General features: G+C 49.6%; 12 protein-coding genes and 1 tRNA gene. 6 read left to right on the top strand and 7 right to left on the bottom strand.

Annotated elements, in window-relative coordinates:
- Positions 1 to 18: 18 nt before the first annotated feature.
- The 4 genes from Q0R17_RS01930 to yjgA form a co-directional block, all read right to left on the bottom strand.
- Positions 19 to 681, bottom strand: a complete 663-nt coding sequence (locus Q0R17_RS01930; RefSeq protein ID WP_293931654.1) for an alpha/beta hydrolase — start codon at positions 679 to 681, stop codon at positions 19 to 21.
- Positions 682 to 784: 103 nt separating this feature from the next.
- Entirely contained in the window at positions 785 to 1366 is a 582-nt protein-coding gene (mog, locus tag Q0R17_RS01925; protein ID WP_293931652.1) for a molybdopterin adenylyltransferase, read from the bottom strand.
- A gap of 20 nt (positions 1367 to 1386) precedes the next feature.
- Positions 1387 to 2037, bottom strand: a complete 651-nt coding sequence (locus Q0R17_RS01920) for an HAD-IA family hydrolase (RefSeq protein ID WP_293931651.1) — start codon at positions 2035 to 2037, stop codon at positions 1387 to 1389.
- Positions 2038 to 2607: a ribosome biogenesis factor YjgA gene (gene yjgA, locus Q0R17_RS01915; RefSeq protein WP_293931649.1), complete on the bottom strand. Its 570-nt coding sequence runs from the start codon at positions 2605 to 2607 to the stop codon at positions 2038 to 2040.
- Positions 2608 to 2869: 262 nt separating this feature from the next.
- On the opposite strand from yjgA, the gene pmbA reads away from it, so the two are divergent.
- The 4 genes from pmbA to Q0R17_RS01895 all read left to right on the top strand — a co-directional run bounded on the left by pmbA (position 2870) and on the right by Q0R17_RS01895 (position 6545).
- Positions 2870 to 4201 carry a metalloprotease PmbA gene (gene pmbA, locus Q0R17_RS01910; protein WP_293931647.1) on the top strand — a complete coding sequence of 444 codons (1332 nt, stop codon included), beginning with the start codon at positions 2870 to 2872 and terminating at the stop codon, positions 4199 to 4201.
- A 212-nt stretch (positions 4202 to 4413) separates the two neighbouring features.
- The gene (locus tag Q0R17_RS01905) at positions 4414 to 5469 is read left to right on the top strand and encodes an FUSC family protein (protein WP_293931645.1); all 1056 of its coding nucleotides are present in this window, start codon (positions 4414 to 4416) and stop codon (positions 5467 to 5469) included.
- A gap of 43 nt (positions 5470 to 5512) precedes the next feature.
- Positions 5513 to 6130, top strand: a complete 618-nt coding sequence (locus Q0R17_RS01900; protein WP_293931644.1) for an HAD-IB family hydrolase — start codon at positions 5513 to 5515, stop codon at positions 6128 to 6130.
- Between the two features lie 341 nt (positions 6131 to 6471).
- A tRNA-Gly gene (locus Q0R17_RS01895) sits at positions 6472 to 6545 on the top strand.
- A gap of 131 nt (positions 6546 to 6676) precedes the next feature.
- Here Q0R17_RS01895 and Q0R17_RS01890 read toward each other — a convergent pair.
- The 3 genes from Q0R17_RS01890 to Q0R17_RS01880 are packed head-to-tail and all read right to left on the bottom strand — an operon-like array spanning position 6677 to position 12376.
- Entirely contained in the window at positions 6677 to 8086 is a 1410-nt protein-coding gene (locus Q0R17_RS01890; RefSeq protein WP_293931642.1) for an efflux transporter outer membrane subunit, read from the bottom strand.
- Complete coding sequence (locus tag Q0R17_RS01885; RefSeq protein WP_293931641.1) at positions 8079 to 11216, bottom strand: efflux RND transporter permease subunit; 3138 nt, start codon at positions 11214 to 11216, stop codon at positions 8079 to 8081. Before Q0R17_RS01885 ends, Q0R17_RS01890 begins: the two co-directional genes overlap by 8 nt.
- 2 nt (positions 11217 to 11218) lie before the next feature.
- On the bottom strand, positions 11219 to 12376 hold the full coding sequence (locus tag Q0R17_RS01880) for an efflux RND transporter periplasmic adaptor subunit (protein ID WP_293931640.1): 1158 nt from the start codon (positions 12374 to 12376) through the stop codon (positions 11219 to 11221).
- A 407-nt stretch (positions 12377 to 12783) separates the two neighbouring features.
- Here Q0R17_RS01880 and Q0R17_RS01875 point away from each other — a divergent pair, with 407 nt between their 5' ends.
- Both Q0R17_RS01875 and Q0R17_RS01870 read left to right on the top strand, forming a co-directional pair.
- Positions 12784 to 13386: a TetR/AcrR family transcriptional regulator gene (locus Q0R17_RS01875; protein ID WP_293931639.1), complete on the top strand. Its 603-nt coding sequence runs from the start codon at positions 12784 to 12786 to the stop codon at positions 13384 to 13386.
- A 242-nt stretch (positions 13387 to 13628) separates the two neighbouring features.
- On the top strand, positions 13629 to 14828 hold the full coding sequence (locus Q0R17_RS01870) for an efflux RND transporter periplasmic adaptor subunit (RefSeq protein ID WP_293931637.1): 1200 nt from the start codon (positions 13629 to 13631) through the stop codon (positions 14826 to 14828).
- Positions 14829 to 14867 lie beyond the last annotated feature (39 nt).

The following is a 14867-nucleotide window of genomic DNA, read 5'->3' as shown; positions in this document are numbered from 1 at the left end:
AGCCGCGTCATTTAGCTTTTAGCGCAGGCACTGCGTGATAAATTGCCCAATTGCTTGGATTTCTGGCATGCATACCGAATGTTGCATCGGCCATGTTTGCCAGCTAATGCTAAAGCCAAGCGCCTGTAGCTGATCTCTGGCGGCTTCACCCAGTTGCACGCCTACCACAGGATCTGCGCTGCCATGCGCGGCAAAGATTGGGGTGGCTTGGTTGGCAAGGCCCGCTTGAAGTAGCTCAGGTGCGGGCAAATACGTCGATAGCGCCACAATCCCCGCGAGTTTTTCAGGGTGGAGTACGCCAGCAGTGTAAGCAATGGCACCACCTTGCGAAAACCCTGCCAGAATAATCCGCTCACTGGCGATGCCGCGTTGGTTTTCACGGCTAATTAGCGCACGGATCATTTCAACTGATGCCTTAACCCCCGCCACATCGGCCTGACGGCTGATTTGATCAAAATGTAAAATATCGTACCAAGCGGGCATTACATAGCCGTTATTGCAGCTAATGGGCATGCTAGGCGCGTGTGGGAAAATAAAACGAACGCCTAAATCTGCCGGCAGTTGTAGATCAGGAACAATCCCCGCAAAATCATTGCCGTCTGCGCCAAGGCCATGCAGCCAAATCACGCTGGCGCTGGGCTGGCTGGTGGTTTCAATTTCTACGCAAGGTAGTGTGCTCATTTGTTAGTCCTTGTTGATTGGGGCGGTGCCTATCCGCAGCACCTTTCTGCTGGCTCGCTTAAGTTGATAGGATTGGGCTGAAGCCCACCATGTTTGTTGCATATTAAGCAGGCTTTAGCGCCGATTTTGGGCGAAAGCTGGCTACCACCTCAGGGTGGGTTTCAATGTAAGGGCCTTCCAATAGCTGAACGCAGTAAGGCACGGCGGCAAAAACGCCGTTGATGATGACCTTGCCTGCGGCGTCTTTTACGCCTCCCAGTGTTTCTTTAATGGATTTTGGTTGGCCAGGCAAGTTCAAAATCAGGCATTGCTTACGAATTACGCCAACTTGGCGGCTAAGAATAGCGGTTGGCACGTAATGCAAACTAACCTGACGCATCTGCTCGCCAAAGCCTGGCATGATGCGATCGGCAATGGCTAGCGTGGCGTCAGGGGTTACATCGCGCAGCGCGGGGCCAGTGCCACCGGTTGTCAGGACTAAATGGCAGCCCTCAATATCCACCAGCTCTTTAAGCGCGATCTCAATGCTGGCTTGATCGTCGCTAATTAAGCGGCTGCTCAAGGTGTAAGGGCTGCTAAGAGCAGAGCCGAGCCACTCTGTAAGTGCAGGAATGCCTAGGTCTTGATAGACACCGCTGGATGCGCGATCTGAGGTGGAGACAAGGCCGATTTTTAAGGTATTCATGAAGGGTAACCTAGAGGGGATTACTGAGTGGCGGATATCACCATTTTTGCGCCGATTTGAAGCGTGAGTGCGTGATAGTTATCAATGACTTGTGCCGCATGACTGAGCTGTGCTTTGGAATGCGATGAGGTGAGCGCAATTACGGGGATGCCTGCGGCCTGTGCTGATTGCACGCCGCTTAATGCGTCTTCAAAAGCCACGCATTGCTGAGGGGCTAAATTAAAAAGCGCCGCCCCTTTTAAAAAGGCTTCGGGATGGGGTTTGCCTTGGCTTACGTCATCGGCAGAAATAATATGTAGCGGTGTAGGTAGGCCGGCGTAAGCGAGCTTGGCTAAGGCGATAGAGCGGGGTGCAGAGGTCACAACGGCCCACTGCTCTGGGTGAAGCAGGGCTAAAAACTCTGCCGCGCCAGCAATAGCAACTGTGCCATCTAAAGTGCGGGCTTCTTCTGCTAGCAATAGCGCAACTTCTGCAGCGGCATCAAGATGGGGCGCAACAAGGGCGATGGTTTCTATGCCACGGCGTCCGTGCACATGCTGCATGACATAATCAGGGTCTAAATGTTGGCGAACGGCCCATCGTCGCCATAGCCCTTCAATACAAGGGGTGGAGTCAACTAAGGTGCCGTCCATATCGAACAGCATTGCAGTGCATTCGATTTGCCAATTCATTTATTCTGCTTCTTCCATTTCATCATCATCTGAGCTGGTTTCTAGGCCGGGCAGAGCTGGCTCTGGAATATATTGTTTAATCAGCTTAAATAATTCACGGAACGCTTTGGCAGGTTTTTGTAGCTCACGCTCTTTTAAAGCGTTGCGGACTAACTGGCGCAGTTGTTGAATCTCGACGTCTGGATGTTCGGTAACGAAGTTCTCAACGACCTTAGGATCAGTCAGCATGCTGCTGCGTAAACGCTCTAAGCGATGCAACCATGCGCTGTGGCGATCAGAAAGACCGGCTAATTTATTCAGCAGCTCGTTGATGGGTTCAGGATCAACATCACGCATTAATTTGCCAATAAATTGCTTTTGCCTTGCCGTTGCACCATTGGCCGTGATTTTTTTTGCCGCCAAGATGGCGTCAAATAGGCGTTCGGGTAGCTTTAGTGTGGCCAGCTGCTTTTTATCGAGCGGAACGAGTTTTTCGCCGAGTTTTTGCAGCGCAGTCATCTCGGTCTTCATTTCTGTTTTACTGACGTACTCAATATCGTCGTCTGGGAGGTCGTGCTTTGGTCTTGCCATGATAGGGTTACTTGCGTGCAAAACCGGTATGATACCAAAGACTGCGCCTTGCTTTGCGATCAGTTTGCAATCAAGCGCACACGAATAAGGTAAAAATGCATATTTGCACCCTTAAAAGGGGCCGATATCGCAAAATTATTTTGGCCCATAAAAAACATAAGGCGCAAAAGTTGAGGCGCTGCTACGTGGCGTGTTTCGTGATTTTTGTTTTTTTGTGGATATTAAGCCTTTGACTTCGATCTCTTAAAACGGGAAATGACCAGTGTCCGAATTTAGTTTTAATCAGCAAGAACTCTGTGATTTAGCCAGCCAAGTACTGGAACAAGCCGCAATCCAAGGTGCAACGGCCTGCGATGTGGATGTGTCTGAGGGTTATGGCCAAAATATTTCGGTGCGCCTTGGCGAAGTAGAAACCATTGAATACAACCGTGATAAAGGCGTTGGCGTTACGGTGTATCTGGGGCAGCAAAAGGGGCACGCCAGCAGTAGTGATTTTTCTGCTGCGGCGATTAAAGACACCGTAAAGGCGGCCTTGGCGATTGCCCGCTTTACCGCAGCAGATTCCTTTGCTGGCTTACCAGACGCAGATCGCTTGGCGACATCCTTCCCTGATTTTGATCTTTACCACCCTTGGGATTTATCAGTTGAAGGGGCTATTGCGCTGGCGACCGAGTGCGAAGACGCTGCGCGTGGTGTGGATGCACGGATTAGTAACTCAGAAGGGGCATCGGTATCGACAGGCGCTAGCCGCTTTGTTTATGCCAATTCGCTTGGATTTATGGGGGCAGAATGCAGCTCTCGCTATAGTTTATCGGCGGCGGTGATTGCGGAAGATGAATCTGGCATGCAGCGTGATTATTGGTATAGCTCCGCACGCGCTTATTTAGATTTAGATTCTGCGGTGGCGGTAGGCCAGCGTGCAGGTGAGCGATCCCTGCGCCGCTTAGGTGCGCGCCGCGTTAAAACGGGCGAATATCCGGTGCTATTTGAAGCGCCCGTGGCCTCTGGCTTGATTGGTACTTTTGTACAAGCCGTTAGCGGTAGCAGCCTTTATCGTAAATCTAGCTTTTTGCCCGATAGCTTGGGAACCAGCGTGTTTGCGCCTTGTGTGAGTATCGCAGAAGATCCTTTCTTGAAAAAAGGCATGAGCAGCGGCGCTTTTGATGCGGAAGGCGTAGCCACCGTGGCGCGGGATGTGGTTAGCCAAGGCGTGTTAAATGGTTATTTTTTATCCAGCTATTCAGCCAGAAAACTAGGCATGAGCACCACGGGCAACGCGGGTGGATCGCATAATCTATTGGTGGCCGCCACGCATACCTTTGCGCAGCTCTTAGCTGAGCTTGGCACGGGTTTGTTTGTTACTGAATTACTTGGGCATGGCACTAATATGGTGACGGGCGATTATTCGCGTGGTGCGGCAGGCTTTTGGGTAGAAAACGGCGTGATTCAATACGCGGTAGAGGAAATCACCATTGCCGGTAATCTGCGTGACATCTTTAAAGATATCGTGGGGATTGGCGATGATAGTCCGCCTTGGTCTAGCCGTAAGGTTGGCTCGATTTTAGTGAGCAAGATGACGGTGGCTGGCGAGTAAAGATGTACTCAAGGGGGATGGTTTATCGCCATCATCCCCAGTGTGTTTGTAATAGCGATGTTTAAGGTCGTTAGCGTTTGATAGTTTATGCTGTTTTCTATTCGCCTTATGGATCACGTGCAAATATCGTATAAAGCGCTTGATGTTGTTGATTGTGACTTCACTGGCGCTTTAGCCCCCTTTAAACTGTTGCTTTGCTCTTTAGTCTGCCCATGAAACTAATCCGAGCCTTATCTACACCTTGGCGCGCTGCCAAAAATCCCTTATTCCTCTATCAGCATCATCGTTTAATTCATGCGCTGCGGGTGACGCTGGCCTTTACTTTTGGCTTGGTCATTAATCTTGCTTTGCCGATTCAACATGGAAGCTGGATGTTGGTAACCATTGTGGTGATGCTTGGCAATGTGCCGCACTTAGGCGCAGTGGCGCAGAAAACGCGGCAACGCACGGTGGGCACTGCCGTTGGTGCGCTTGCAGGGCTGCTGGCGATTGCCCTGTATGGCGCATCGCCCCTGCTTTGTTATGTTTGGATGGGCTTTGTGGTGTTATTAAGTGCCTATCATGCGATTGGCAAGGCGGGTTATACCGCGCTTACGGTTGGGATTACCTTGGTGATTGTGGCTGGGGTTGGGGATGGTACGGTTTCTGAATCACTCTGGCGTACGGGGGATGTTGTTTTAGGCTCTTTGATCGCTATTATTGCCGCTTCTTTATTTCCACAGCGCGCCCTCGATCATTGGCGATTTTTGCTGGCAGATAATTTGCGTGAATCAGCGCTGATGTATAGCCGTATTGCTAGGCGAGCGCCGTTGGATGTGGAAGCGGCACTTGGGCGGTTTAATGCTCGTTTAATTGCCATGCGCGGTTTGATTTCTTCTGCGGCAAGCGAATGCGAGCAAAGTACCACGCGTTTTGAATCAATACAGCGTGGCCAACGCACGCTCTATAGCGTGTTTGATCGAATGGGGGATGTTGCCAGCAAAAATGCCGAGCCACTTCCTGACAAAGGGGTTTTTCGCAAGGCGGTGGTAAAAGCGTTATTTAGGGCGGCGCACGGGATTCGTTTTTTGCACCCTGAAATGCTACTTAATAGCCTGCCCGAGGCGGATCAAAGCGCCAGCGCTTGTTATTGGCTAAGTGCAGAATTAAGCCAAACAACGCTTCGTTTATGTGATGAATTGCTTTTGTTGATGCCGGCTATTCAGGTGTCGCAGCAAGGCTTACAACCCTTAAATCCACACGATGTAATGCATAATTACGATCAGTAAACTTATTTATATTGATCAATCTATTTGATATAGGAGTGATAACTTGACGCAAGGCCATTTTGTAAAACCTGTTGTGGCAGCATTTGATTTTGATGGCACGATTACCACAAAAGATACTTTTATCCCTTATCTAAAAAAAGTTTTCGGCAAACGTGACGTGTATTTAGCTTTATTTTCTTTAGTGGGGGAGGCGATTAAAGTTGGCATTGGCATCTCTAATCGGGATAGCTTTAAAGAAAAAATAGTGGCTAAATTATTTGTTGGTCAATCACTCGATAAATTGCAAGCAATAGGCAAAGAGCATGCAAAAGAAATAGAACGCTGGTTTCGCCCCGCTGCAATTGAGAGAATCAATTGGCATAAGCAGCAGGGGCACCGTTTGATTATGGTAAGCGCATCGCTTGATCTTTATTTAGAGCCAATGGTAAAGAGGCTTGGCTTTGATGATTTGCTCTGCACGCGTTTAGCTGCGAACAATAATGTATTAAACGGGCGCTTATTAGGCGCTAATTGCCGTGGCATAGGAAAAACAGTGCAGCTTGAATTGCTAGTCGGCCCCCTTGCAGATATAGAGCTCTATGCTTACGGCGATTCGGCAGGGGATAAAGAAATGTTAGAGGCCGCTACGCATCCATTTTTTAAACCTTTTATTGAAAATTAAAGTGCTCAAGATGATCAAAAGCACTCTTTAGCAAGCTTGCTCAGCTCAGTATCAATCGCTGTGAAGCGGCTGATAAAGACATTATTTCCGATGTTTATTATTAGGAATCCAGAGATTTTGTTACTTTGCGTCTAGATTTTGGCTAGAGAGGGAATCTAAATACAAGCATGTTTGCGATATTACTGATCAGAAAATAGTGTGTATTTTGGTTTATGCTCAAGGCTTTAGCTCTCGAGTATCTCAATACCAGCGTTGCAAATATGACTAATCAGATTAAATATTAACATTAGGTAAGCTTGCAAAAATCATGCCTAGCACTTACAATGCGCCAGCAATACGCAGCGGGCGTCGTATAATGGTAATACCCTAGCTTCCCAAGCTAGCGCCGTGAGTTCGATTCTCATCGCCCGCTCCAGATTTTAAAGCCCACTTACCGCATAAGTGGGCTTTTTTACGCCTCAGCGCCTACTTGCTTCCTTATTCTCTACAAACTAAGCCCAAACCAAGAATCCTTGGCTTGGGCTTAGTCTGCTGAATATAGCGCTTTTAGCTAACGTGGCTTGGAGCTCTCCAGCCGCCACCTAGGGCTTTGTATAGGTCCACGGTGGCGGAGAGTTGATCGCGTTGGGCTGCGGCTAGGTTGAGCTGGGCTTGGAATAAGGATCTTTGTGCATCCAAGACTTCTAAGTAGCTAGAAAAGCCGTTGTCGTAGCGCAGGGTGGCGAGTTTTAATTGCCGAGTTAGCGAGTCAAACTGCTGCTGCTGGGCGGCCACGATTTTTACGCTGCTGCTGCGGGCGGCCAAGGCGCTTTGCGTTTCGGCAAAGGCTTGTTGGATGCTCAGGCGATAGCTTGCCACGGCTTGTTTTTGGCGGGCTGTAGCGCTATCGACCGTTGCGGCAGTTTTACCGTTGTCAAACAGTGGTGCAGCCAAGTTACCAAGAAAAGACCACGTTTTGGCAGGGCCAGTAAATAGATTGCCGATTTCTGCGCTTTCTAAACCCAATATTCCCGTTAATGAGATAGTGGGGTAGTAGGCGGCGCGGGCGGCGGCAATTCTGGCCCCAGCGGCACGCAAGCTCTGCTCGCTGGCTTGAATATCCGGTCGGCGGGCCAGTAGCTCAGATGGCAGGCCAAGCGGCACATTCATCGGTACGTTGATTTGGGTCAGCATTTTGCCGCGTGGCACGCCAATATCGATCATGGCGCGTGGATTTTGGCCAATCAAGATGCCAAGGCTGCCCGCCACTTTGGCGATGTTTTGCTCAATGCTAGGTACGCTGGCTTGGGCGCTGGCGAGCTCTACTTCGGCCTGGCGCATATCTAGCTCAGAGGTAACCCCGCCCTCAAAGCGCCGTTTACGAAGCTGAAAGCTTTCTTGCCGAGTTTTGAGCGTTTCTTGAGCAATGGCGAGCTGCTGATCGAGTGCGCGCAAATTAAAATAGGTTTGCGCCACATTGGCATACAGCGCCAGCGCTACGGCATCTCGGTTGTATTCGCTGGCGAGTAGATCGGCCTTGGCGGCATCGGTGCTGTTTTTGATGCGCCCCCATAAATCAAGCTCCCACGATGCGGTTGCACCGAGGCGATAGCTATCAACGGCGCTATCACTTACTGGGATATTGTTTTGCTGGGAAGCAAGGCTTCTAGACGCTTTGCCACTTAAATCTAGCCGAGGCAGTTGATCGGCGGAGGTGATGCCAAGCGCGGCGCGTGCTTCGTCGATGCGCGATGCTGCAATCACTAGATTTTGGTTATTGGCTTGGGCCGCAGCAATTAATCCATCTAGGGCTGGGTCGTTAAATTGAGCCCACCAGTTTTGGCCAATCGCAATATCGCTAGCGGCATCACTACGCCAGCTGCTGGGTAGATCGCTGCTAGTGTCTACCACGGGAGGCGTAAGCGCGCAGGCACTTAAGGTGGCCGTAATCAGTAGGGCGAGCGCAGATTTACGCATGGTGATCTCCAGCTTCTGTGTGGGCAGCGGCTTTTTTCTCGCTGCTTTTCATAATTAAACGGAAGAAGAGCGGAATAAAGAAAATGGCAATAAAGGTGGCGGCCAACATCCCACCAATCACCGGTGTGCCCAGTGAGTGGCGGCTGGCCGAGCCTGCGCCGCTAGAGGTGACGAGCGGTACGCAGCCTAAAATAAAGGCCAAGGATGTCATCACAATTGGGCGGAAACGTAAGCGGGCCGCCGAAAGTGCGGAATCCAGCAAGCTCATTCCTTCTTCATGCTTCATCACGGCAAATTCAACAATCAGAATGGCATTTTTAGCCGCCAGCCCTACAAGGGTAACGAGGCCAATCTGGAAGTAAACGTCGTTAGTTAGCCCTGTAAGGTAAACCGAAAGCAAGGCACCAAATAGCGCAAAGGGCACGGCACTGATCACGGCAATAGGTAACGTCCAGCGCTCATACTGCGCAGCCAAAATCAAGAACACCATGATAATACCGAAGCCAAACGCCAAGGCTGCTGAAGAGCCCGCTGATTTTTCTTGGTAGGCAGAGCCGGTCCATTGCAGCTTGTAATCAGAGCCCATCACGTTGGCTTCCACTTCTTCCAGTGCTTTGATCGCTTGCCCAGAGCTGATGCCGGGGGCAGGTTGAGCCATGATTTTTGCTGCTTGGAAGACGTTGAAGCGCTCAACCAATTCTGGCCCCGCCGAGGTTTTTACTTTAACCAAGCTGGTCAGCGGAATCATGTCGCCTTTATCTGATCGCACATAAACATTGCGAATATCATCTGGGCGGGCACGGTAATCCGCTTCAGATTGCAATTGCACACGATAAGTGCGGCCAAACTGGTTAAAGTCATTGACATATACTTGGCCAAAGGTGGCTTGCATGGTGTCGAATACTTGGTTGATGCTCACCCCAAGTGCCTTGGCTTTTTCGCGATCAAGATCAAGATAAATCTGCGGTACATTGGCGCGGAAGGTGGTGGAAACGCTGGCAAACTCAGGGCGTTTTTTTGCTTCGTCAACAAAGCGCTGGGTGGCTTGCGAAAACTCTGCCGTGCTGCCCGTGCCGCGATTTTGCAGATAGGCCTCAATCCCGCCGGTTGTGGACATCCCTTGAATAGCCGGTGGATTAAAGGTGGCAGCAAAGCCATCTTTCATTCCCATATACGCCATGCCTTGGAAGGTTTTAGCGAGGGCAAATGAGCTGTCGGCGGGGTCTTTACGCTCTTTCCAATCTTTAAGTGTTGAGAAAACAATGCCGCTATTGCTAATCACCGCACCAGACAAAATGTCAAAACCGACAAAGGAAACGACGTTTTCGACATTTTTATTTGCCATCAACATTTTTTCAAATTGATCGCTAGATGCAGCAGTGCGATTGAGCGAAGACGCATCAGGCAGCATCACTGCGCTGATTAAAGTGCCCTGATCTTCATCGGGTACCAGTGCACCAGGTACTTTTTGCAGTAAGACAAAAATCGCCAGTAAGATAGCGGCAAATAGAATAAACGCCACGCCAACACGGCGGTTTAAAAAGGCTACGCCGCTTACATAGCCATTGGTGAGGCGATCAAAGCTATTGTTAAACCACACAAAGAAACGAGCTGGTTTTTGATGGTTGTTTTTTAGCAAAATAGCGCACAGCGCTGGGGTGAGTGTTAAGGCCACAATCCCTGAGATCACCACCGAAACCGCAATGGTCACGGCAAATTGCTTATACATTACACCGGTCATGCCCCCCATAAAGGCGACGGGCAAGAATACGGCGCACAGCACTAAAACAATGGCGATTACGGGGCCAGCAACTTCTTGCATGGCTTGGATGGAGGCTTCTTTAGCGGAGCATTTGGTCTCGCTCATAATCCGCTCAACGTTTTCCAGCACCACAATGGCGTCATCCACCACGATACCAATTGCCAGCACCATCCCAAACAGGGTTAAGAGGTTGATCGAAAATCCCAGTATCAACATGCCAGCAAAGGTACCAATCAAGGAGATCGGTACGGCAATGCAGGGGATCAGCGTGGCGCGGAAGTTTTGTAAGAAAAGGTAAACCACGATAAATACTAAAATAATCGCTTCGAACAGCGTATGTACCACTTCCTCAATCGAAATTTTAACAAATTCGGTGGTGTCATAAGGGATGGAGTAAGCAATGCCTTCGGGGAAGCGTACTTTTAGTTCTTCCATCTTGGCTTTAACGGCGGCAGCAACAGCAACCGCATTGGCTCCCGGTTGCAGATACAGACCAATGGCGACGGCGGATTTGCCATTTAATCGGGCTTGCAAGTCGTAGTCTTTACCGCCCATTTCAACCCGTGCCACGTCTTTCAGACGAATTTTTGCCCCGTCAGAGGTAGAGCGGATGATGATGTTTTCGAACTCTTTAGCATCTTTTAAACGGCCCTGCGTATTCACCGTATACGTGAAATCAATCGGGGCGGTAGTGGGTTGGGCGCCAATTTTACCTGCAGCAAATTGGGCGTTTTGCTCGCGAATGGCCGCAATAACGTCAGAAGGAGAAAGCTTAAGCTGGGCGAGCCGATCTGGCCGCAGCCAAACACGCATGGCGTAGTCCGTGCCGCCAAACATACTTAAATCACCCACCCCAGGTAGGCGCTTTAGCTCGTCAACGATATTGAGCTGGGCATAGTTAGAAAGATAGGTGGTGTCGTAGCGGCCATTGGGTGAATTCAAGGCCACAACTTCTAAGATAGATGTGGATTTCTTCTTAACCGTAACCCCTTGGCGCTTTACCTCTTCAGGCAGCTGGGCTAAGGCGGCAGATACACGGTTATTCACGTTAATCGTGGCTTGGTCAGGATCGGTACCAATTTCAAAGTACACATTCATGCTCATCTGGCCGTTTGAAGCGGAGCCAGATTGCACATAAATCATTTTTTCTACACCATTAATTTGTTGCTCTAGCGGTGCGGCGACCGTTTGGGCAATCACTTCTGGTGTAGCGCCTGGGTAAACCGCCGTGACCGAAACCACGGGCGGAGTAATGCCAGGGTATTGCTCAATAGGAAGGGAGCGCATTGCGGCCAAGCCCGCCAGCACGATGATGATGGAAATCACGCTGGAAAAAATAGGCCGCTCAATAAAGAATTTTGAAAACATGCTTATTCCTTTGGTGCAGCAGCAGCGCTGGCAGGGCTTGGGTTAACCACTGAGCCTGGCTTGGCTTTCATCAGCCCATCCACAATCACTTTTTGCCCTGCTTTTAGGCCGGCTTCAATAATTACCTTGCCATCAATCACCGAGCCTAGCTTAACGGGGATAGGCACGACTTTATTGCCTTCACCCAAGGTCATCACAATATGATCGGCTTGTGATTGTACTACAGCGCGTTCAGGCACCAAAAGCGTGTTTTTGCGTTTGCCAAGCTCTAGTGTGACGCGAACAAATTGCCCTGGTAGTAAATCACCCTTGGGGTTTTTGAAAATAGCGCGTGCGCGAATCGTGCCGGTTTTAGGATCAACTCGGTTGTCAGAGAAATTAATCAAGCCGGTTTGCGCGTAGTTGCTGCCATCGGCTAGCTTAATTTTGGCTTTAAAGCTTTCGTTTAAGGTGACTTGGCCGCTACGGGAGGCGGCTTCTAGCTCTTGCCGATCTTGCTCAGAGTAAGAAAAATTAACATAGAGCGGATCAAGCTGAGAAATCGTCGTCAGGCGGCCCGAATCACCCGTGGCAGAAATCAAGCTGCCTTCTGATTGCACCAGCTTACTGGTGGTGCCGGAGAAAGGTGCTGTTACCTTGGTGTAACCCAAATTAAGCTCGGCTTGTTTTACACTGGCTTGCGCCGTTTGCGTACTGGCAAGGGCTGAGGTGTAGGCGGATAAAGCGTCGTCGTAATCTTTGCGGCTGACTGCGTTTTCTTTAAATAGCGGAATAATTCGATCGCGATCGGCACGGGCTTTTTCTAGCTTGGATGTTTCTTGTGAAAGCTGGCCTTTGGCTTGATCAAGGGTGGCTTTATAAGGCTCTGGATCAATTTCAAAAAGCACTTGTCCTGCTTGCACTTGTGCGCCTTCTATATAGGTTCTTTTTAATAAGATGCCGTTCACGCGGGAGCGAACTTCAATATCACGATAGCCGGCCGTTTCACCCACCATTTCTTTATTAAGTACAACATCTGTAGGTTTTAATTCAATGAAACTTACTGGGGCTGGCGGCGGTGCGCTGGGGCCAGTTTTTTGCTCACAGGCACTCAATAAGATGAGTAAGGTAAGGGCGCTCAGGTGAAAAGTTTTTGGTAACAACCTAGTACCCTGTTTCATCAGGTGATCTCCAGCTATAGGGTTTGAAGTATTGAATTTTTATATGAAGTGCCGCAAAAAAGAGATAGAAAACAGCTGCTTACTTAATGCTATTTGCATTGCTTGAAAGGGTGGCCAGTCAGGGTATAAGGGTTTAATAGGGGGAGCTAGTGCATATTTCATTTGAAAAAATCACACTATTATCTTGTCAGATTAGTTGTTTAAAGGTGCACTACCGTGAAATATGCCAAAAGCTTAAAAAATGTGTCTTTTGATGCGTAAAAAAACAGCATATTGAGTGCTTAATTTTGCCCTGAATGCCTTGGTGTTGCTCAATACTAAAAATATGGCGCTTTTTGTTGTATGCAAATGAGTTCACTTTACATTTTTTATGGATTAGACTGTCCAGTCCAAGTTGAGAGAAGATAATGGTTACAAGTAAGATTGCGCCGCTGAATACAAGTGGCGATCCTGTCGTTGAGGCAGCAAAGCTTGTTTTTTGCGAAATGGGTTATCGAGCCAGTATAGATAAAGTGGCGCAACGCGCTGGAGTGGCAAGGCAAACGATTTATAACCGTTTTGGCAGTAAGCAAGCTTTGTTTGAGCTGACCATTGAGCTGTGTATTGCCGAAATGCTGGCACCGCTAACCGTGGACGAGGGCACGGTGCGGGAGCGCTTAATGCGATTTGCTTTGTCATTTAGGGCGCGGATTATGGAGCCAGAGTCCATTAGTGCGCACCGTGTGCTGACCACTGAAGCACCCCGTTTTCCTGATTTGGCCCGTCGGCACTTTGAGCTTTGTATTGAGCGCACCACCAAGCAATTAGCGCTGACTTTGGAAACGGCCATGCAAGAAGGTGGCTTAATTCAAGCCGATGCCTTTGAAGCTGCCGCTTACCTACTGGATACGCTGAGTGGTTACGATCGTTTAAAAATGTTTTTTGGTGGCGAGCCGCCAGATCCTGCAGGTGAAGAGGCTAAGGTTGGGCGTCTTGTGGATCGCTTTTTGCGCGCCTATCGCCCCTGTTAAAGATGATATTTCGATGATAGGTGAGCATTGCCAGGCATTAAGGGCGCTGCTTGCTGCGCCCCTATATTCGGTTTGTGGATGTCGTTTGGTGGGCGCAAAACCTTTTTATTAATGTGGCGGTATAAGTATCTGTTGTTAGTTTTAAAAACCAGCTAAGCGCCCATGTGCGCCTTGGTAGAAAGATAAGTGGATCGTCAATTTATTGGCGTAAATATTTTAATTAAGCGGATTAAGGATTAGTAATGCTTCCTTCACTGAAAAAAAGTGTGGTTTTAGTTTTAGCTGCGGCAAGTCTATTAGCGGCTTGCGGTAAAGGTGGGCCAGAAGGCGCTGCGGGTGGCGCGGGTGGTGGAATGCCGCCGCCAGAAGTCACCGTGGTCACCACTCAGGCAGGTAGTGCAGCATTAACACGTGATTTAAGTGGCCGTATCACTGCGGTACGCACTGCCGAAGTGCGCGCCCGCGTGGATGGTATTTTAGAAAAACGCCTCTTTAATGAGGGCGGTGAGGTTAAAGCAGGGCAGTCTTTATTTAAGATTGATTCACGCGTACTAGAGGCCAATGCCGCCACGGCTAAAGCCGCACTGGCTAAAGCCAAGGCGAGTGTTTCAATTGCCAAGCAAACCGCTGATCGCTATCGCCAGCTGGTGGGGGAGCAGGGTGTCAGCCGTCAAGAATTTGATCAGGCTGAAGCGCAGCTTAAGCAAGCAGAAGCCGAAATGGCTGCCGCTGAGGCAGAAGTGCGCCGCAGCGGCGTGGATCTAGAGTACGCCAGCGTACAAGCGCCTATCAGTGGCCGCATTGGCCGCGCTCTGGTTTCAGAAGGCGCATTGCTGAATAAAGGCACGGCTACTCCGCTGGCAACTATCGAGCAAATTGATGCGGTTTATGTGGATTTTAATCAGTCTGGTGCCGATTTGCTGCGTTTAAAGCAAATGACAAAAGCGGGCAAGCTTAAACAAGCCACTTTACCCGTTGATCTCTTATTAGAAGATGGCACTGCCTACGCTCACTCCGGTAAGTTGCTATTTGCTGAGCAAACGATTGATCCAACGACCGGTACGGTGACTTTACGCGCTGAGTTTCCTAACCCAGATCATCTTTTACTGCCTGGCATGTTTGCCACGGTAAGGGTTGCGCAAGGTGCAATGGATTCCACGGTGCGTGTGCCACAACAAGCGATTGTTTCATCGCCACAAGGCCAGTTTGTTTATGTAGTGGGCAGCGACAATAAAGTCGCCCCTGCGCCAGTAAAAACCGGTGGATTCTCAGGCAAAGATTGGATCGTCTTGAGTGGTTTAAAAGGCGGCGAGCGGGTGATGATCGATGGCATTCAAAAAGTACGCCCTGGCGCGGTAGTGACTCCGATTGATGCGGCTGCCGCTAAATCTGCACCAGCATCAGCACCTGCAGCTTCTGCCCCTGCCCCTGCCAAAAAATAGATGTGGCTGATGATGCATAGGCATCACTAGCGCATTAGG

The sequence above is a fragment of the Iodobacter sp. genome (assembly GCF_025352645.1).
In the GTDB taxonomy this organism is placed as follows: Bacteria; Pseudomonadota; Gammaproteobacteria; order Burkholderiales; family Chitinibacteraceae; genus Iodobacter.
The sequence above is the reverse complement of the archived record's forward strand: the minus strand, read 5'-3'. Positions and strand labels throughout refer to the sequence as shown.

Bases quoted from the DNA above. Each gene is read 5' to 3' on its own strand.
- Q0R17_RS01905 (WP_293931645.1), top strand. From the start codon at position 4,414: ATGAAACTAATCCGAGCCTTATCTACACCTTGGCGCGCTGCCAAAAAT.
- Q0R17_RS01920 (WP_293931651.1), bottom strand. From the start codon at position 2,037: ATGAATTGGCAAATCGAATGCACTGCAATGCTGTTCGATATGGACGGC.
- mog (WP_293931652.1), bottom strand. From the start codon at position 1,366: ATGAATACCTTAAAAATCGGCCTTGTCTCCACCTCAGATCGCGCATCC.
- Q0R17_RS01885 (WP_293931641.1), bottom strand. From the start codon at position 11,216: ATGTTTTCAAAATTCTTTATTGAGCGGCCTATTTTTTCCAGCGTGATT.
- Q0R17_RS01870 (WP_293931637.1), top strand. From the start codon at position 13,629: ATGCTTCCTTCACTGAAAAAAAGTGTGGTTTTAGTTTTAGCTGCGGCA.
- Q0R17_RS01930 (WP_293931654.1), bottom strand. From the start codon at position 681: ATGAGCACACTACCTTGCGTAGAAATTGAAACCACCAGCCAGCCCAGC.
- Q0R17_RS01880 (WP_293931640.1), bottom strand. From the start codon at position 12,376: ATGAAACAGGGTACTAGGTTGTTACCAAAAACTTTTCACCTGAGCGCC.
- yjgA (WP_293931649.1), bottom strand. From the start codon at position 2,607: ATGGCAAGACCAAAGCACGACCTCCCAGACGACGATATTGAGTACGTC.
- Q0R17_RS01890 (WP_293931642.1), bottom strand. From the start codon at position 8,086: ATGCGTAAATCTGCGCTCGCCCTACTGATTACGGCCACCTTAAGTGCC.
- Q0R17_RS01875 (WP_293931639.1), top strand. From the start codon at position 12,784: ATGGTTACAAGTAAGATTGCGCCGCTGAATACAAGTGGCGATCCTGTC.